Raw genomic sequence first — 17,249 nt, forward strand, 5'->3', positions numbered from 1 at the left:
TTTGTAATTAAAAAATTTTCCGTTTTCAGGGACAGTACGGGCTGGCCTTATTTGAATTGGTTGCCATATCATGAGGAGGAATGGATGAGCTGGGGAAATGGGGCAGAATTCTTAAGGAGAAGAAAAATTTCAGGTTTTACATCCATTTATATAGGGTATTTATAGAAGATATTTCAACTTTAATGTTCAATGGGGTATGTAACTACATATAATTTGGAGAAAATGGATATTACAGAAAGAAAATGCGTTTAAGTTGCAAAATGCATTATTCCTTGTATAATAATAGTCAAATATAGTCAAAGTCAGAATGGAGGAGGCTGAGTGAGAAACATATCTGATGTTATCGAAACTTATTTGAAGCAAGTACTTGAAATAAGTCAAAAAGATATCTTGGAGATAAAAAGAAGTGAAATAGCGGATAAATTTCAGTGTGTTCCTTCTCAAATCAATTACGTAATAAATACCAGGTTTACCATCGAGAGAGGTTATGTTGTAGAGAGTAAGCGTGGAGGCGGCGGTTATATACGCATCATGAAAGTGGAATCACAGGATTCCGTGCAACTTATCAACCACTTATTATCGCTTATTGGTTCCAGGGTAACTCAATCGATGGCTGAAGGAGTAATTTCACGGCTGATGAATGAAGACGTCATTAATGAAAGAGAAGCAAAGATTATGATGAGCGTCATAGATAGATCGGTGATTTATATCGACCTGCCTGACCGCGATGAGCTTAGGGCAAGAATTTTAACAGCGATGCTTACTACTTTAAAATATAAATGAAACTGGCAGAGGTGATGAACGTTGATTTGCCAAGAATGTCATCAAAGGCCTGCTACCCTGCACTTCACCAAAATCATCAATGGAAAAAAGACTGAAGTCATGATTTGTGAGAAATGTGCTCAGGAAAAAGGTGAAATGTTCATGGAGGCAGGTGGACCTGGTTTTTCAATAAATAATTTATTAGCAGGATTGTTGAATATGGAGTCGAATATTCAACAGACAAAGGCAAATGCATTTCCGAAAACGGAAGAGAGGCGCTGCCTGCATTGTCATCGATCTTATAAAGAATTTGTCCATATTGGCAAGTTTGGCTGTGCCGAATGTTATAAAACGTTCAATGAACAGTTAAATCCCATTTTAAAGAGGGTTCATAGCGGCAATACAGCACACATAGGGAAAATTCCAAAAAGGATTGGCGGCGCCATATATCTTCGAAAGCAAATTTTGGATTTGAAAGAAGTTTTAAAGGTCCACATTGATCAAGAGGAGTTTGAGAAGGCGGCAGAAGTAAGAGATAAGGTTCGTTCCCTTGAAAAAAGGTATGAAGCACAAGAGGGAGGCGAGGAATTATGAGCTTGGAAAAGTTTGTAGAAAACGCCTTGAGTTCCTGGATGAGTGCCGAAGGTCCGGAAATCGATATTGTATTGAGTTCGCGGATTCGGCTGGCCAGGAATTTCAAAGACTTTACCTTCCCAACCTCCTTTTCGAACGAAGAAGCTAATAAAATCATTGAATTGATTAAAAAAAGAATCGAAGAGGAAGTAACCCCAGAGATTGGGAAATTGGAGCTATTAGAGATTGACCAATTGCAGCCACTGGAAAAGCGCGTTCTGGTTGAAAAACATTTAATCAGTCCTCATTTAGTTGAAGATTCAGCGAAAAGCGCGTGTCTCCTTTCGGAAAATGAAGAAATAAGTATCATGATAAACGAAGAGGACCATCTCCGTATTCAATGTTTAATGTCGGGGCTGCAGCTAAAGGAAACCTTAAAGATTGCAAATGTTCTTGACGATTGGATTGAAGAATCCATAGACTATGCATATGATGAAGAAAGAGGATACCTGACTAGTTGTCCGACTAATGTGGGAACAGGGTTAAGGGCTTCAGTCATGATGCATCTGCCGGGCCTGGTCCTTACACAGCAGATGAATAATATCATACCGGCTATCAACCAATTGGGGTTGGTGGTTCGAGGGATTTATGGAGAGGGCAGTCAAGCGTTGGGGAATATTTTTCAAATTTCCAATCAAATCACTCTTGGAAAATCGGAAAGGGATATCGTTGAAGATCTAACGAGTGTAGTGCAACAAATCATAGCCCAGGAACGGTCAGCGAGGGATGCATTAGCGAGGACTTCCCACATACAATTAGAAGATAGAATTTTCCGTTCATATGGGGTTTTGTCCAATGCTCGAATAATCGAGACAAAGGAAGCAGCTACATGTATCTCCGATGTTAGATTAGGGATAGATCTTGGGTATATAAAGAGTATTTCCAAAAGCATTCTAAATGAATTGATGATTTTGACGCAGTCGGGATTTTTACAAAAGTACGCAGGCGGCCCTTTAAGACCCCATGAAAGGGATATCCGTAGAGCAGCACTCATCCGGGAACGCTTGAATTTCACGGAATCTTCCTCCTCATAGAGGTTATTGACCCCTTTAGGGAGAATTAAATTTCATGTAATAGATATGGAGCAAGAATAAGCTTCTGCCATTACTTAGAGAATTGCCAGCAATTTTATTCAAAACGAAAATTCTTAAGGAGGAATTCCCTATGATGTTTGGTCGTTTTACTGAAAGAGCCCAGAAAGTATTAGCATTAGCCCAAGAAGAAGCAATCCGTTTAGGTCATAATAATATTGGCACGGAACATATTTTACTGGGCCTGGTCCGAGAGGGTGATGGTATTGCAGCCAAAGCGTTATATGCTCTTGGATTGGGTCCGGAGAAGATTCAGAAAGAAGTGGAAAATTTAATTGGCCGTGGACAGGATACGGCTCAAACGATACATTATACCCCAAGAGCCAAGAAGGTCATTGAGCTTTCCATGGATGAAGCAAGAAAATTAGGTCACTCATATGTTGGGACAGAGCATGTCCTTCTAGGTCTTATACGAGAAGGGGAAGGTGTCGCTGCCCGCGTATTGAATAATCTGGGAGTAAGTTTAAATAAAGCCCGACAACAAGTATTACAACTTTTGGGCAGCAATGAATCAGGTGGTCATCAAGGTTCAGCCGCTGCAAATGCAAGCACGCCGACACTAGATGGCCTTGCCCGTGATTTAACGGCGATTGCAAGGGAAGGAAGCTTGGATCCGGTTATCGGTAGAAGTAAGGAAATACAGCGTGTCATTGAGGTATTAAGCCGTCGTACAAAAAATAACCCAGTATTGATCGGTGAACCTGGCGTTGGTAAAACAGCCATTGCTGAAGGGCTTGCCCAACAGATTATCAATAACGAGGTACCTGAGATTTTACGTGATAAACGCGTCATGACACTTGATATGGGTACTGTTGTGGCTGGCACTAAATACCGGGGTGAATTTGAGGACCGGTTGAAGAAAGTCATGGATGAAATACGTCAGGCGGGTAATATCATCCTATTCATCGATGAATTGCATACATTGATTGGTGCAGGTGGTGCAGAAGGTGCCATCGATGCCTCCAATATCCTTAAACCATCATTGGCCCGTGGTGAATTACAATGTATCGGTGCTACAACTTTGGATGAGTACCGTAAGTATATTGAAAAGGATGCTGCCCTTGAACGTCGCTTCCAGCCAATCCAAGTCGATGAGCCGACAATTGAGGAATCCATCCAAATTCTCAAAGGTCTTCGTGACCGTTATGAGGCACATCACCGCGTATCGATCACTGACGAAGCGATTGATGCTGCAGTCAAATTATCAGACCGTTATATTTCCGATCGCTTTTTACCTGATAAAGCGATTGACTTGATTGATGAAGCTGGTTCCAAAGTTAGGCTGCGCTCATACACAACGCCACCTAACCTAAAGGAACTTGAAGTGAAACTAGATGATGTTCGCAAGGAAAAGGATGCTTCCGTTCAGAGTCAGGAATTTGAAAAAGCTGCTTCGCTTCGCGATACAGAACAACGCTTAAGAGAACAATTGGAAGAAACGAAAAAAACTTGGAAAGAAAAACAAGGGCAGGAAAACAGTGAAGTGACTGTGGATGACATTGCACACGTCGTATCCAGCTGGACGGGAGTGCCGGTTACTAAATTGGCGCAAACGGAGTCAGACAAACTGCTTAATATGGAGTCAATCCTCCATGATCGTGTAATTGGGCAGGAAGAGGCCGTCATTGCGGTTTCTAAAGCAGTACGGCGTGCAAGGGCAGGTTTGAAAGACCCTAAGCGTCCAATTGGTTCATTCATCTTCCTGGGACCTACAGGGGTCGGTAAAACCGAGCTAGCCCGTGCTTTGGCTGAATCCATTTTTGGTGATGAAGATGCCATGATCCGCATCGATATGTCCGAATATATGGAGAAACACTCGACTTCACGTCTTGTTGGATCGCCTCCAGGATATGTTGGGTACGAAGAAGGCGGTCAGTTAACGGAAAAAGTGCGGAGGAAACCATACTCCGTCGTTCTGCTTGATGAAATAGAAAAGGCGCATCCGGATGTCTTCAATATTCTTCTTCAAGTGTTGGAAGACGGAAGACTGACAGATTCCAAGGGGCGTACTGTCGATTTCAGGAATACCATTCTGATCATGACATCGAATGTAGGGGCGTCTGCCTTGAAAACTGATAAGTATGTCGGCTTTAACATCCAGGATACTGGGCAGGACTATAAAAATATGAAAGGGAAAGTGATGGAAGAACTCAAACGTGCATTCCGTCCGGAATTCCTGAATCGTATTGATGAAACTATCGTGTTCCACTCATTAGAGAAGGATCATTTGAAACAAATCGTTACATTAATGTCAAATCAGCTTACTACCCGTTTGAAAGAACAGGAGATATACTTGGAGCTGACAGATGCGGCTAGAGAAAAAATTGCCACGGAAGGTTTTGATCCGGAATATGGGGCAAGGCCAATCCGCAGGGCGCTTCAGAAGCATGTAGAGGATTATCTATCCGAAGAGTTGCTTAAAGGCAACGTGAAAAAAGGGCAAACGGTCGTAATGGATGTCGTGAATAATGAGTTTGCAATCCGACAAGGCGAGCCTGTTAATGTAAGTGAATAACCTGATCCTAAACTTCGAGGTACACGCAGATTCTTTTGCAGTGTACCTCTGTTTTTTATCTATAGGTAGATATGAGTATAAACGGGAAAAGCAAAGTGAATATTTTTTTAAAAAAACTTAGCCTTAAGAAGGTTTAAATAAAACAGAGATATAATATCCTTAATATAGATATTTTTTCCAAAGGAAGAGGAGTAATTTATGGCTGTAAAAAAGAAAACAAAATTTATGTGTCAGTCTTGTGGGTATGAGTCCGCGAAATGGATGGGGAAATGCCCAGGCTGCGGTGAATGGAACAAAATGGTCGAGGAAACCGAAATCGTTAAACCTGCAAGAAAAGGCGCTTTTACCCATTCAGAGGTTAGAGTTTCCGGGGAACGGGAGAAGGCAGCACCCATAACGACCATTCAGTCAGAAAAAGAACCACGCATTAAGACGGATCTAATGGAATTGAATCGTGCTCTTGGGGGCGGGATCGTACAGGGATCACTTGTATTGATCGGAGGGGACCCGGGTATCGGTAAGTCCACCCTGCTTCTACAGGTATCATCCCAATTGGCGCATAAACAGAAAAAAGTGCTTTATATATCAGGTGAAGAATCAGTCAAGCAAACCAAATTGAGAGCGGACCGGCTTGGGACCATGTCGGAAAATCTATTCGTTTATTCTGAAACCGATATGGACTATATCCAACAGGCAATTACAGACGTTAAACCGGATTTGGTCATAATTGACTCGATTCAAACGGTTTACCATTCTGAGGTTACATCTGCCCCTGGAAGCGTTTCACAAGTGAGGGAATGCACAGCCTCACTCATGCGCATTGCTAAAACGAACGGGATTGCGATTTTTATCGTCGGTCACGTTACAAAAGAAGGGGCCATTGCGGGACCACGGCTGCTTGAGCACATGGTGGACACCGTATTATATTTTGAAGGGGAAAGACACCATACATATCGAATTATACGTGCGGTTAAAAATCGCTTTGGTTCGACGAATGAGATGGGTATTTTTGAAATGAAGGAACATGGATTGGAAGAGGTGGCGAATCCATCGGAAATTTTCCTTGAAGAACGGTCGCAAGGAGCTTCGGGGTCCACAGTCGTCGCATCCATGGAGGGCACAAGGCCGGTGCTTGTTGAAATTCAAGCATTGATTTCTCCTACGAGTTTTGGCAATCCGAGGCGGATGGCCACGGGAATTGACCACAATCGAGTTTCGCTTTTAATGGCTGTCCTGGAAAAGAGAGTGGGCTTGCTGCTCCAAAACCAAGATGCGTATTTAAAGGTTGCTGGCGGTGTCAAGCTGGATGAACCGGCAATTGACCTCGCTGTCGCAATAAGCATTGCATCAAGCTTCCGTGATAAACCAACAAACCCTGCCGATTGCATCATTGGTGAAGTGGGGCTGACTGGTGAAGTGAGAAGGGTGTCACGAATTGAACAAAGGGTGCAGGAAGCAGCGAAATTAGGGTTTGAGCGGGTTATCATACCGGCTAATAATATAGGAGGGTGGACCGCGCCGAAAGGTATTAAGATCATTGGTGTTTCATCGGTTTCGGAGGCTCTTAAACAATCGTTAGGGGGTTAAGCATGACAGATAAAAAAGGGTATGAGAAAACAAAATTGGAAATTCTGCAAATCGTAGCACCGGGTACCCCGCTTCGGGAGGGGATTGAAAATGTCCTGAGGGCAAACACGGGCGGTTTGATAGTGGCCGGATATAATGAGAAGGTGCGAACGATCGTGGATGGCGGCTTCGAAATCAACTGCAGCTGTACCCCCAGTACATTATATGAGTTGGCGAAGATGGACGGGGCCATCATTTTAAATGAAACCGCCGATAAGATCATTTTTGCAAATGCCCAATTAGTGCCTGATAACAGTACACCTTCCACTGAAACGGGAATGAGGCATAGGACAGCGGAACGGGTGGCTAGGGAGACTAAGTCGTTGGTCATCGCAATCTCACAGCGCCGGAATGTCATCACTTTATATCAGGGCAATTTCCGGTATGCCCTTAAAGATATAGGAGTCATACTTGCCAAGGCTAATTTAGCCATCCAGACCTTGGAAAAATACAAGGTGGTCCTGCAGCAGAGCATATCGGTTTTAGGAGCGCTCGAGTTTGAGGAAATCGTGACCTATGCCGATCTTTTGCAGGTATTTCACCGTTATGTGATGGTGCTCAGGATCAAGGCAGAGCTGCTGACGTACCTAAATGAGCTTGGTACGGAAGGAAGGCTGATCCGTTTGCAAATGAATGAAATCCTGGCAGATATTGAAACGGAAGGGAAATGGCTTATCAAGGATTATACCTCCAGTAATGATGAAAATCCCGAGGAAATCATTTTTAGGCTTCAAGAGTTGGCCATGCAGGAAAAACTGGATGAAAGCATTCTTCTTAAGGTGCTGGGCTATCATGGATACATTCATCTTGATGAGTCAGTACATCCCCGTGGTTACCGTATTCTTCATAAAATCCCACGCTTGCCGGGTTTGATCATCGAAAATTTAGTGAAACAGTTCGGAAGCTTTAGTGAAGTCAATAAAGCTACGGTTGAAAACCTTGACGATGTGGAGGGCATAGGTGAAGTCCGGGCAAATAAAATTAAAGAAGGACTCCGAATTTTGAAAAATCAGCTGGTCACAAATAGAAGGATGTAAGGTGCAGCCGGCTTTTAAAAAACTCCTGAACGGGCTTGAAATTGAGTGGTGTTTATTTTTGACACTCAAAACTCGGGGTGCTAGGCTAATATTACGAAAAAGAGAAGAATTCATATTTGTAAATCCATTATCCTTAAGTGAATTTAATGTATATAGTGAAAACGAATTTTCAAGGTTTCATTTTATTTTATTGGTCAATAATGAGTAGAAGGAGGTGAAAGGGATGTTAAAACGCATTATACAAGCATGCTTCTTAATAGTCGGCGGAACACTTGGTATGTTGCTTATTCCGGAATTATTAACTGTTTTACATGCAGACGATATTGCTTTATTAAACAATCCTTATGTAAGTGTACTGTTGGGTGCCATTATCTTTTATCTTATAACTTTTTGGGCAGTAGATCATGTGATCTACTTTATGAAATGGCTGGAGGAACAGCTTGTAAAGATACCGATTACGGATATAATCTTTGGCAGCGTAGGTCTTTTAGTTGGATTGCTGGCAGCGTTCTTGGTTGGATCCGCATTCAGTGCCATCAAGGTTCCCATTTTGAATACAGTGGTTCCTATCATCCTTACGCTTTTATTTGGATATCTTGGTTTTCAGGTGGGCTTTAAAAAACGTGATGAGCTATTGAGTTTATTCACGAAAAGCAATAAGAAAAAGAACTCGGATGGTGAAGCAAGCGAAGAGGATGAAGAGGGGTATAGCAAGCGCCTGAAGATTCTCGATACAAGCGTCATCATTGATGGCAGAATTGCGGATATTTGTCAGACGGGCTTTCTGGAGGGTACCATAGTCATTCCTCAATTCGTATTAAACGAATTGCAGCACATTGCCGATTCATCTGATGCATTGAAAAGGAATCGTGGAAGGCGCGGTTTGGATATCCTGAATCGGATTCAAAAAGACCTGCCGATTAAAGTGGAGATGTACGAGGGGGATTTTGAAGACATTCAGGAAGTCGACAGTAAACTAGTGAAGCTTGCCAAAATATCGGGCGGGATGGTCGTTACCAATGATTTCAATTTAAACAAAGTATGCGAGTTTCAAAATGTGGCGGTACTTAATATCAATGACCTGGCCAATGCCGTAAAACCTGTTGTACTTCCTGGGGAAGAGATGAACGTTCAGGTCATAAAGGACGGGAAAGAGCAGAACCAGGGCATCGCTTATTTGGACGATGGAACCATGATCGTTGTCGAGGGTGGCCGTGACCATATCGGGAAACGGATTGATGTACTTGTCACAAGTGTATTGCAAACCTCTGCAGGCCGGATGATATTCGCTAAACCGAAACTATTAGAAAAAGCATTATAAAGAAGAGTAGGAGAAACCGTTATGTTTTATGAAGTAGTGATACCTGCAGCTGGACAAGGCAAAAGAATGAAAGCGGGCAAGAATAAACTTTTTATTGAACTATCGGGTATCCCGATCATTGTTTATACACTGCGTGTCTTCGAAGAAGATCCTGACTGTCGGGGGATTATCCTTTCGATAAACCCCGCAGAAAAGGATTATTTCAATCAATTGATAGCAGCGAATGGGCTTAAAAAGGTCAAGAAACTGGTCATGGGTGGCAAGGAGCGCCAACAAAGCGTTTATAATGGACTGCAACATGCAGAAGAAGACATCGTCCTGGTCCATGACGGTGCCCGCCCTTTTATTACCCTAGGGCAAATCAGTGAATTGACTACTGCTGCCTCCCTTCATGGAGGTGCCGTAATTGCAGTGCCCGTTAAGGATACGATTAAAAAAGCGGCAAACAAAAAGGTATTGGAAACAGTGGAACGATCAAGCTTGTGGGCGGTGCAAACTCCACAAGCTTTTCGTGTATCCATATTAAAAAGGGCGTATGAACAGGCAGAAGCTGAAGAATTTTTAGGGACGGACGATGCAAGTTTACTAGAGCGGATCAATGAACAGGTAGTTATTATTGAGGGCAATTATGATAATATTAAGATTACGACTCAGGAAGACCTTTATTTTGCAGAAGCGATTTTACATAAACAACAACATGGAAAACGATGATTGGGGAGAATGATATGTTTAGAATAGGACAAGGATATGACGTTCATCAGCTTGTGGAAGGCAGGCCTTTGATAATTGGCGGGATTACGATTCCGTATGAGAAAGGACTGCTGGGTCATTCGGATGCGGATGTCCTTCTGCATACTGTTGCCGATGCCTGCTTGGGGGCAATTGGTGCAGGGGATATCGGTAAGCATTTTCCGGATACCGACCCTGAATTTAAAGATGCCGATTCGGCAAAACTGCTGCAGTATATTTGGGCGATCGTAAAAAAAGAAGGATATTCCCTAGGCAATGCGGATTGTACAATCATTGCACAAAGCCCGAAAATGGCACCGTATATCGAGGAAATGCGAGGCAGGATTGCAGAACTTTTAGATTCCTCGATAGACAGGATTAATGTAAAGGCGACCACAACGGAGAAACTTGGATTTACAGGCAGGGGCGAAGGAATCGCTGCACAGGCTGTTGTTTTATTGGTCAAATCAAACTAAATCGTTTTTAGAGTGGATGCCTTTATCCCAATGTATTTAAATGATAATATAAACAATAGAATAGAATGACTGGGAGGTCTATATATATCATGAGCAGCGATATTCGAGTTCGCTATGCACCGAGTCCGACTGGACATTTACATATTGGTAATGCACGGACTGCTTTATTTAATTATTTATACGCACGAAATAAAGGCGGGAAATTCATCATCCGTATTGAAGATACCGACCAAAAGAGAAATATTGAAGGCGGAGAGGAAAGTCAGCTTAAATATTTGAAATGGCTTGGCATGGATTGGGATGAAGGTGTTGATGTTGGCGGTGAATACGGTCCATACCGTCAATCCGAAAGGAACGACCTTTATCAGGAATTGTATCAAGAGCTTTTGGATAAGGGTTTAGCATATAAATGCTATTGTACGGAAGAAGAGCTTGAAGCAGAGCGTGAAGGACAGGTCGAACGCAATGAAACGCCAAAATATTCCGGGAAGTGCAAGCATTTAACTGAGGAAGAGCAAGCGGAACTAGTGGCACAAGGAAGAAAACCGAGCATTCGCTTTGCCGTTCCAGCTGGGAAAGTCCTTACTTTCAAAGATATGGTCAAGGATGAGGTTTCATTTGAAACAGATGGCTTTGGTGATTTTGTCATCGTTAAAAAGGATGGCATTCCAACGTATAACTTTGCAGTGGCCGTCGATGATCACTTGATGAAGATTTCCCATGTCCTTCGCGGTGATGATCATATCTCCAATACTCCAAAACAATTGATGATTTATGAAGCTTTCGGCTGGGAACCGCCGGTATTCGGACATATGACGCTGATTGTAAACGAAAGCAGGAAGAAGCTGAGTAAACGTGATGAGTCGATCATCCAATTCATTGAACAATATGAAGAGCTTGGTTATGTACCTGAAGCTTTATTCAATTTCATTACATTACTAGGATGGTCTCCGGTCGGGGAGGAAGAGATATTCACGAAGGAAGAATTCATTAATCTTTTCGATGCTGACCGTCTGTCTAAATCACCTGCACTTTTCGATAAGCAAAAGCTTACATGGATGAATAACCAATATGTGAAGCAATTGGACGTCAATCGTGCAGTGGAATTGTCATTGCCTCACTTAATTAAAGCCGGGAAGGTTTCAGAGACACTGACCGCCGAAGAAGAAGAGTGGGTACATGGGCTTGTTTCACTTTTTCAAGAGCAGATGAGCTATGGAGCGGAAATAGTCGAGCTTTCTGAACTGTTTTTCAAGGATGAGGTCGAGTTCGAGCAAGAAGCTAAGGAAGTGCTGGCTGAAGAACAGGTACCTGAAGTCATGAAAGCTTTCCTTCAGGAGATCGAAGGGCTTGAAGAATTTAATGCGGATGAAATCAAGAAGTCGATTAAAGCCGTACAAAAAAGCACAGGGCATAAAGGGAAAAAATTATTCATGCCGATAAGGGCTGCCGTCACGGGTCAAACACATGGTCCTGACTTGCCTAAGGCAATTTCATTACTGGGCAAAGAAAAAATTAAACAGCGTATTCAGAGTATTTTATATTAACAATTTGTCGAAAATGTAATATAGTATTTAATAATCTTACAAAAGAACGCGTAGATGGGGAGAAGTAAGTAAACGAAGCTTTTTAGAGAGAACCATAACCTGCTGAAAGTGGTTCAGGCCTCTCGTTTTCTGAAATGCACCCTTGAGTCCTTTGCTGAACTAACCTATAGTAGGCACAGGCGGAATGTCCTCCGTTACAGGGATTAAAGTTGGGGATGAAAAAACAGGAAAGAGCTTTACCTGGTTCGTACATTCCAAACAGAGTGGAACCGCGCTTCAAGCGTCTCTGTCTATTTGGACAGAGACGCTTTTTTATATGCTTTAAAAGCTTCAAAAGGGGATGTTGGAAAAGGACGGAACATAGGGGGGAATCATTTTGTTAAAGATGTTTAAAGAAGATATCGAAGTGGTTTTTGATCAAGATCCTGCTGCGCGCAGCTATTTGGAAGTCATATTGACGTACGCGGGTTTACATGCGATTTGGAGTCATAGGATGGCTCATGCACTATTTAAGAGGAAATTCTTTTTCCTGGCGAGAAGCATATCTCAAATCAGCCGGTTTTTTACCGGAATTGAAATTCATCCAGGGGCTACGATTGGCCGTCGTTTCTTCATTGACCATGGAATGGGGATCGTCATTGGCGAAACTTGTGAAATTGGCGACAATGTATCCGTCTTTCAAGGTGTAACACTTGGGGGGACCGGAAAAGAAAAGGGAAAACGTCATCCTACGATAAAGGATAATGTTTTGATAGCTACAGGAGCAAAAGTGCTGGGTTCCATCACTGTTGGGGAAAACTCGAAAATCGGTGCGGGATCGGTCGTTCTAAAGGAAGTGCCACCTAATTCTACAGTGGTGGGCATTCCAGGTAAAGTGGTCATTCAAGATGGCATCAAAATCAATAAAGACCTAAATCATTGTGATCTTCCTGATCCAATCGCTGATCGCTTTAAGGAATTGGATAGTGAAATCAGGGCCTTAAGAGCAAGGTTGGCCGAACAGAAGCAGGAAGAAAGGAGTCTATAATATGGCGATTAAAATATATAACACAGCAACAAGAAAAAAGGAAACCTTCATCCCGATTGAAGAGGGAAAGGTGAAAATGTATGTATGCGGACCCACTGTCTATAATTACATTCATATTGGCAATGCAAGACCGGCAATCGTATTCGATACCGTTCGTAGGTATTTGGATTACCGTGGATATGATGTGCAATTCGTTTCTAACTTCACGGATGTGGATGATAAGCTGATTCGCGCGGCAAAAGAATTGGGGGAAGATGTCCCGACCATATCTGAGCGTTTCATCAAGGCGTATTTTGAAGACGTGTCGGCATTGGGCTGCAAAAAAGCGGATGCTCACCCGACCGTAATGGAGAACATGGATGCAATCATTGAATTCATCTCGGCGCTAATCGAGAAAGGATTCGCTTATGAATCGGAAGGGGATGTGTACTACCGCACTCGTAAGTTTGAGGGATATGGCAAGCTTTCACATCAGTCCATCGATGAGCTTCGAGTGGGGGCACGTATTGAAATAGGGGAGAAAAAACAAGATGCCCTTGATTTTGCCCTTTGGAAAGCGGCCAAGGATGATGAAATATCATGGGAGAGCCCATGGGGTAAGGGGCGCCCTGGCTGGCATATCGAATGCTCCGCAATGGTCAAAAAGTATTTGGGGGATACCATCGATATTCATGCAGGAGGTCAAGATCTGGCATTCCCGCATCATGAAAATGAAATTGCACAATCCGAAGCATTGACGGGTAAGACCTTTGCGAATTATTGGATGCATAATGGGTATATAAATATTGAGAATGAAAAAATGTCTAAGTCCTTAGGCAATTTCGTCCTTGTGCATGACATCATTCAGAAGCATGATCCACAAGTGTTACGCTTCTTCATGTTATCAGTACATTACCGTCATCCGATCAATTATAGTGAAGAAGTGCTTGAAAATGTAAAAGCGTCCCTTGAACGCTTAAGGACATCATATCAAAATTTAAAGCATCGCCTTCAAGTAAGTGACGGATTGACTGAGAATAATGATGTTTGGTTGGAGAAGCTGAATGATTTACATGAACAATTCATTAAGGAAATGGACGATGATTTCAACACAGCTAATGCAATATCCATGCTTTTTGAACTTTCCAAACAGGCAAATTATTACTTGATGGAGAAAAACACAGACAAGGAAGTAATTGATGCTTTCCTTGATAAATTCAACATCTTATTTTCTGTCCTCGGTTTGTCCCTTGAAGAAGAGGGGCTTCTGGATGAGGAAATTGAAGGGTTGATACAGCAAAGGATTCAAGCGCGGAAAGACCGCAATTTTGGATTATCTGATGAAATTCGCGATCGCTTGAAAAACATGAATATCATATTAGAGGATACCCCTCAAGGTACAAGATGGAAAAGAGGGTAATTAATGCTTCATTACGATAGTAAGGTAGATGCAAAAATGCTGAACAGTCTTGCTTTAGCATATATAGGTGATGCTGTATACGAAACGTATATACGGCATCACCTCATTCAAAAAGGGGCGGTCAAGCCCAATCTACTTCACAAAAAAGCTACATCTTTTGTAGCTGCTAAAGCGCAAAATAAAATCATCCACTTCTTTCTGGAGTCAGATTGGCTATCGGAAGAGGAATCCGCTGTCGTTCGGCGCGGCCGAAATGCGAAATCCGGTACGGTACCGAAGAATACAGATGTGCAAACGTATCGCTACAGTACAGCCTTCGAGGCTCTTATGGGATTTTTGTATTTATCCGGTCGAATAGAAAGAATGGAAGAACTCATCAAAAAATCCATTGAATACATTGAAGAAGAAAAGGGGAGTAACCCATGAGCGAAGAATATATCATTGGCAGAAACCCCGTATTGGAAGCACTTCGCTCCGAACGGGAAGTTAATAAAATTTGGATAGCCGAGGGCTCGCAAAAAGGCTCGATGCAACCACTTATCGGTCTCGCGAAGGAAAAGAAGGTTCTCGTGCAAATCGTACCGAAGAAAAAAATTGACCAAATGGTAGAAGGCATCCATCAAGGCGTTATCGCACAAGTGGCTGCATATGAATATGTGGAGCTGGACGACTTATTCGCTAAAGCGGCTGAACGGGACGAAGCACCTTTTTTCATGATCCTTGATGAGGTTGAAGATCCGCATAATTTAGGTTCGATCATGAGGACGGCCGATGCAGTCGGGGCACATGGAATCATCATACCAAAAAGAAGAGCGGTGGGCTTGACGGCAACAGTGGCAAAAGCCTCGACGGGTGCAATCGAATATATTCCTGTAGCTCGCGTTACAAATCTGGCAAGAGCGGTGGAAGAATTGAAAGAGCGAGGGGTATGGATAGTCGGTACCGATGCGAAAGGCAGCGATGATTACCGTAACATGGACGGAAAGATGCCTATCGGACTTGTTATCGGCAGCGAAGGAAAAGGCATGGCCCGGTTAATGAAGGAGAAATGTGATTTTCTCATCCGTCTTCCAATGGCAGGAAAAGTAACTTCGTTAAATGCATCGGTAGCAGCCGGTTTATTGATGTATGAGGTTTATAGAAAAAGAAATCCCCTAGGGCAATGACGAAATGAATATTCTGTTGGTGGACGGTTATAACATTATTGGAGCTTGGCCGGAACTGAGAGAATTAAAAGAACGGGATCTTGCTGCTGCAAGGGACCGATTGATAGAAATGATGGCGGAATATCAAGCATTTACCGGATACCGTGTAATTGTCGTATTTGATGCTCAATATGTTCAGGGAATTGCCCGCATATTCAAAAATCACAAGGTTGACGTAATTTTTACAAAAGAAAATGAAACTGCGGATGAAAGAATAGAAAAGATGGCCATCGAACTGAATAATGTCAAAACGCAAATTCAAGTGGCAACCTCTGACTTCACGGAACAGTGGGTGATCTTTGGCCAAGGGGCCCTAAGGAAATCCGCTCGTGAACTGCTAATTGAAATGGAAGAAATTCAAGGCGAAATCAAGAAAGATGTAAGAAAAACAACAACGATAAGACCCGTTGCTAAAATTCCTTTAAGTGAAGAAGTGGCAGAAATTTTCGAAAAATGGCGCCGGGGGAAAATTTGAACCATTGACGGGTAAAATTTACCTGCTGTATAATATTTCTATCTGAGTCAGGTCAGGGGGATATAATGTGGGTCTCAAATTCGGAATGAAGCTGAACGAAAAGTATCTTCAGTTTGAGGATGATGAATTGATAGGGTTGGTGCACACTGGAGACAGTGAAGCGCTTGATTATTTGATCCAAAAGTATCGTAATTTTGTAAGAGCGAAGGCAAGGACTTATTTCTTGATTGGTGCCGATAAGGAAGACATCGTGCAAGAAGGTATGATTGGTTTATATAAAGCCGTCCGTGATTTTAAAGGGGATAAGTTATCTTCTTTTAAAGCATTTGCAGAACTATGCATTACGAGGCAGATCATTACAGCTATCAAAACAGCAACACGTCAAAAACATATTCCGCTCAATTCCTATGTTTCCCTGGACAAGCCAATTTATGATGAGGAATCGGACCGAACTCTAATGGATATCATATCGGGTACGAAGGTTCTGGACCCGGAAGAACTGATCATCAACCAGGAAGAGTTTGACGATATCGAATTAAAGATGGCCGAGCTCCTGAGTGATCTTGAGAGAAAAGTGTTAGCTCTTTACCTGGATGGACAAACCTACCAAGAAATTTCGGAAGAGTTGAACCGGCATGTTAAGTCAATCGACAACGCCCTTCAGCGGGTGAAAAGAAAGCTCGAGCGCTATCTGGAAGTAAGGGAAATCAGTTTATAATCCCTCCGCTTTTTCCGCTTAATTTCATCTGTCCCTTCTCCACATGGAAGTTTTTTATTCACTAAGATTTTTAGATGCAAGCCGATGTTTTGATTTACGTTGTCCATAATGGGTGGAACCCGCTTTGATATTGACAATAAAAAACAGTCGTGATAAGGTTTTATGGATATAGTAGATAGGATAGGTGTATCTAATGCGAAAAAAAATAGTTCTTGCCTGCAACGATTGCGGTTCAAGAAATTATAGTTATGAGAGCAAACAATCGACAAGCGGCGAACGGCTGGAAATCAAGAAATTTTGCAGTACGTGCAACTCACACTCGATTCACAAAGAAACGAAATAACCGTTTTATAAATAGATTGACAGAAGCTTCTAATGCTTGGAGGTACATTCATGAAACGTTTTACCGAATTTTTCAGCGGAGTCGCTCGCGAAATGCAAAAGGTAAGCTGGCCGAAACGCAAGGAGCTTACCAAATATACAATCGTGGTGGTAACGACTGTAGTATTTATGGCTTTATTCTTTACAGTGGTCGATTTGGGTATTTCCGAATTAATTCGCTTAGTTATTGAATAAGAGATTCGAAAATAAGGTATAATAGTGATAGAATAATATGTGTCAGCAGAAAAGCCCGGAAACGGGTTTTTTAATTTGTCTTTTTTAATAAGTGAAGAAGTTCAAAAACGAG

At 42.4% G+C, this 17,249-nt stretch carries 18 protein-coding genes and 1 other annotated feature; all 18 genes read left to right on the forward strand.

Annotated features, from left to right (window positions below; translation table 11 throughout):
• Positions 1-321 precede the first annotated feature (321 nt).
• The 18 genes from AC2YHV_RS25400 to secE all read left to right on the forward strand — a co-directional run bounded on the left by AC2YHV_RS25400 (position 322) and on the right by secE (position 17,137).
• Entirely contained in the window at positions 322-783 is a 462-nt protein-coding gene (locus AC2YHV_RS25400) for a CtsR family transcriptional regulator (RefSeq protein ID WP_034305095.1), read from the forward strand.
• A 21-nt stretch (positions 784-804) separates the two neighbouring features.
• Complete coding sequence (gene mcsA / locus AC2YHV_RS25405) at positions 805-1,356, forward strand: protein-arginine kinase activator protein McsA (protein WP_487374435.1); 552 nt, start codon at positions 805-807, stop codon at positions 1,354-1,356.
• Positions 1,353-2,429, forward strand: a complete 1,077-nt coding sequence (gene mcsB, locus AC2YHV_RS25410) for a protein-arginine kinase McsB (RefSeq protein WP_034305092.1) — start codon at positions 1,353-1,355, stop codon at positions 2,427-2,429. Before mcsA ends, mcsB begins: the two co-directional genes overlap by 4 nt.
• A 130-nt stretch (positions 2,430-2,559) precedes the next feature.
• The gene (gene clpC, locus AC2YHV_RS25415; RefSeq protein WP_034305090.1) at positions 2,560-5,001 is read left to right on the forward strand and encodes an ATP-dependent protease ATP-binding subunit ClpC; all 2,442 of its coding nucleotides are present in this window, start codon (positions 2,560-2,562) and stop codon (positions 4,999-5,001) included.
• Between the two features lie 198 nt (positions 5,002-5,199).
• Positions 5,200-6,588 carry a DNA repair protein RadA gene (gene radA / locus AC2YHV_RS25420; protein ID WP_053537036.1) on the forward strand — a complete coding sequence of 463 codons (1,389 nt, stop codon included), beginning with the start codon at positions 5,200-5,202 and terminating at the stop codon, positions 6,586-6,588.
• A gap of 2 nt (positions 6,589-6,590) precedes the next feature.
• Positions 6,591-7,664 carry a DNA integrity scanning diadenylate cyclase DisA gene (disA, locus tag AC2YHV_RS25425; RefSeq protein WP_034305085.1) on the forward strand — a complete coding sequence of 358 codons (1,074 nt, stop codon included), beginning with the start codon at positions 6,591-6,593 and terminating at the stop codon, positions 7,662-7,664.
• Between the two features lie 223 nt (positions 7,665-7,887).
• On the forward strand, positions 7,888-8,985 hold the full coding sequence (locus tag AC2YHV_RS25430; RefSeq protein WP_057276467.1) for a PIN/TRAM domain-containing protein: 1,098 nt from the start codon (positions 7,888-7,890) through the stop codon (positions 8,983-8,985).
• A gap of 21 nt (positions 8,986-9,006) precedes the next feature.
• Positions 9,007-9,696, forward strand: coding sequence for a 2-C-methyl-D-erythritol 4-phosphate cytidylyltransferase (gene ispD / locus AC2YHV_RS25435; RefSeq protein ID WP_106028123.1), 690 nt, complete (start codon positions 9,007-9,009; stop codon positions 9,694-9,696).
• A 14-nt stretch (positions 9,697-9,710) separates the two neighbouring features.
• A complete protein-coding gene (gene ispF, locus AC2YHV_RS25440; RefSeq protein WP_057276469.1) occupies positions 9,711-10,190 on the forward strand; it encodes a 2-C-methyl-D-erythritol 2,4-cyclodiphosphate synthase in 480 nt (159 codons plus the stop codon).
• Positions 10,191-10,279: 89 nt separating this feature from the next.
• Positions 10,280-11,737: a glutamate--tRNA ligase gene (gltX, locus tag AC2YHV_RS25445; protein WP_053537039.1), complete on the forward strand. Its 1,458-nt coding sequence runs from the start codon at positions 10,280-10,282 to the stop codon at positions 11,735-11,737.
• Between the two features lie 42 nt (positions 11,738-11,779).
• Positions 11,780-12,028, forward strand: a binding site (T-box leader).
• Positions 12,029-12,113: 85 nt separating this feature from the next.
• Entirely contained in the window at positions 12,114-12,764 is a 651-nt protein-coding gene (cysE, locus tag AC2YHV_RS25450) for a serine O-acetyltransferase (protein ID WP_034305073.1), read from the forward strand.
• 1 nt (position 12,765) lies between these two features.
• Positions 12,766-14,163, forward strand: coding sequence for a cysteine--tRNA ligase (gene cysS / locus AC2YHV_RS25455; RefSeq protein WP_487374436.1), 1,398 nt, complete (start codon positions 12,766-12,768; stop codon positions 14,161-14,163).
• Positions 14,164-14,166: 3 nt separating this feature from the next.
• Positions 14,167-14,589, forward strand: coding sequence for a Mini-ribonuclease 3 (locus AC2YHV_RS25460; RefSeq protein ID WP_034305071.1), 423 nt, complete (start codon positions 14,167-14,169; stop codon positions 14,587-14,589).
• Positions 14,586-15,329 (forward strand): 23S rRNA (guanosine(2251)-2'-O)-methyltransferase RlmB, encoded by a 744-nt coding sequence (gene rlmB / locus AC2YHV_RS25465; protein ID WP_034305069.1) that lies wholly within the window; start codon positions 14,586-14,588, stop codon positions 15,327-15,329. The genes AC2YHV_RS25460 and rlmB overlap by 4 nt, the downstream gene beginning before the upstream one ends.
• Positions 15,330-15,333: 4 nt before the next feature.
• The gene (locus AC2YHV_RS25470; protein WP_034305067.1) at positions 15,334-15,843 is read left to right on the forward strand and encodes an NYN domain-containing protein; all 510 of its coding nucleotides are present in this window, start codon (positions 15,334-15,336) and stop codon (positions 15,841-15,843) included.
• Positions 15,844-15,928: 85 nt separating this feature from the next.
• Positions 15,929-16,561, forward strand: coding sequence for an RNA polymerase sporulation sigma factor SigH (sigH, locus tag AC2YHV_RS25475; protein ID WP_094246690.1), 633 nt, complete (start codon positions 15,929-15,931; stop codon positions 16,559-16,561).
• Positions 16,562-16,754: 193 nt separating this feature from the next.
• Positions 16,755-16,904: a 50S ribosomal protein L33 gene (rpmG, locus tag AC2YHV_RS25480; RefSeq protein ID WP_072273931.1), complete on the forward strand. Its 150-nt coding sequence runs from the start codon at positions 16,755-16,757 to the stop codon at positions 16,902-16,904.
• A 50-nt stretch (positions 16,905-16,954) separates the two neighbouring features.
• The gene (secE, locus tag AC2YHV_RS25485) at positions 16,955-17,137 is read left to right on the forward strand and encodes a preprotein translocase subunit SecE (RefSeq protein ID WP_034305062.1); all 183 of its coding nucleotides are present in this window, start codon (positions 16,955-16,957) and stop codon (positions 17,135-17,137) included.
• Positions 17,138-17,249 lie beyond the last annotated feature (112 nt).

Source organism: Peribacillus sp. SRI_006 (genome assembly GCF_057586375.1).

Excerpts from the sequence above, each read along its gene's own strand:
- mcsB (WP_034305092.1), top strand. The coding sequence starts at position 1,353 with ATGAGCTTGGAAAAGTTTGTAGAAAACGCCTTGAGTTCCTGGATGAGT.
- clpC (WP_034305090.1), top strand. The coding sequence starts at position 2,560 with ATGATGTTTGGTCGTTTTACTGAAAGAGCCCAGAAAGTATTAGCATTA.
- radA (WP_053537036.1), top strand. The coding sequence starts at position 5,200 with ATGGCTGTAAAAAAGAAAACAAAATTTATGTGTCAGTCTTGTGGGTAT.
- disA (WP_034305085.1), top strand. The coding sequence starts at position 6,591 with ATGACAGATAAAAAAGGGTATGAGAAAACAAAATTGGAAATTCTGCAA.
- AC2YHV_RS25430 (WP_057276467.1), top strand. The coding sequence starts at position 7,888 with ATGTTAAAACGCATTATACAAGCATGCTTCTTAATAGTCGGCGGAACA.
- ispD (WP_106028123.1), top strand. The coding sequence starts at position 9,007 with ATGTTTTATGAAGTAGTGATACCTGCAGCTGGACAAGGCAAAAGAATG.
- ispF (WP_057276469.1), top strand. The coding sequence starts at position 9,711 with ATGTTTAGAATAGGACAAGGATATGACGTTCATCAGCTTGTGGAAGGC.
- gltX (WP_053537039.1), top strand. The coding sequence starts at position 10,280 with ATGAGCAGCGATATTCGAGTTCGCTATGCACCGAGTCCGACTGGACAT.
- cysS (WP_487374436.1), top strand. The coding sequence starts at position 12,766 with ATGGCGATTAAAATATATAACACAGCAACAAGAAAAAAGGAAACCTTC.
- AC2YHV_RS25460 (WP_034305071.1), top strand. The coding sequence starts at position 14,167 with ATGCTTCATTACGATAGTAAGGTAGATGCAAAAATGCTGAACAGTCTT.
- rlmB (WP_034305069.1), top strand. The coding sequence starts at position 14,586 with ATGAGCGAAGAATATATCATTGGCAGAAACCCCGTATTGGAAGCACTT.
- AC2YHV_RS25470 (WP_034305067.1), top strand. The coding sequence starts at position 15,334 with ATGAATATTCTGTTGGTGGACGGTTATAACATTATTGGAGCTTGGCCG.
- sigH (WP_094246690.1), top strand. The coding sequence starts at position 15,929 with ATGAAGCTGAACGAAAAGTATCTTCAGTTTGAGGATGATGAATTGATA.
- rpmG (WP_072273931.1), top strand. The coding sequence starts at position 16,755 with ATGCGAAAAAAAATAGTTCTTGCCTGCAACGATTGCGGTTCAAGAAAT.
- secE (WP_034305062.1), top strand. The coding sequence starts at position 16,955 with ATGAAACGTTTTACCGAATTTTTCAGCGGAGTCGCTCGCGAAATGCAA.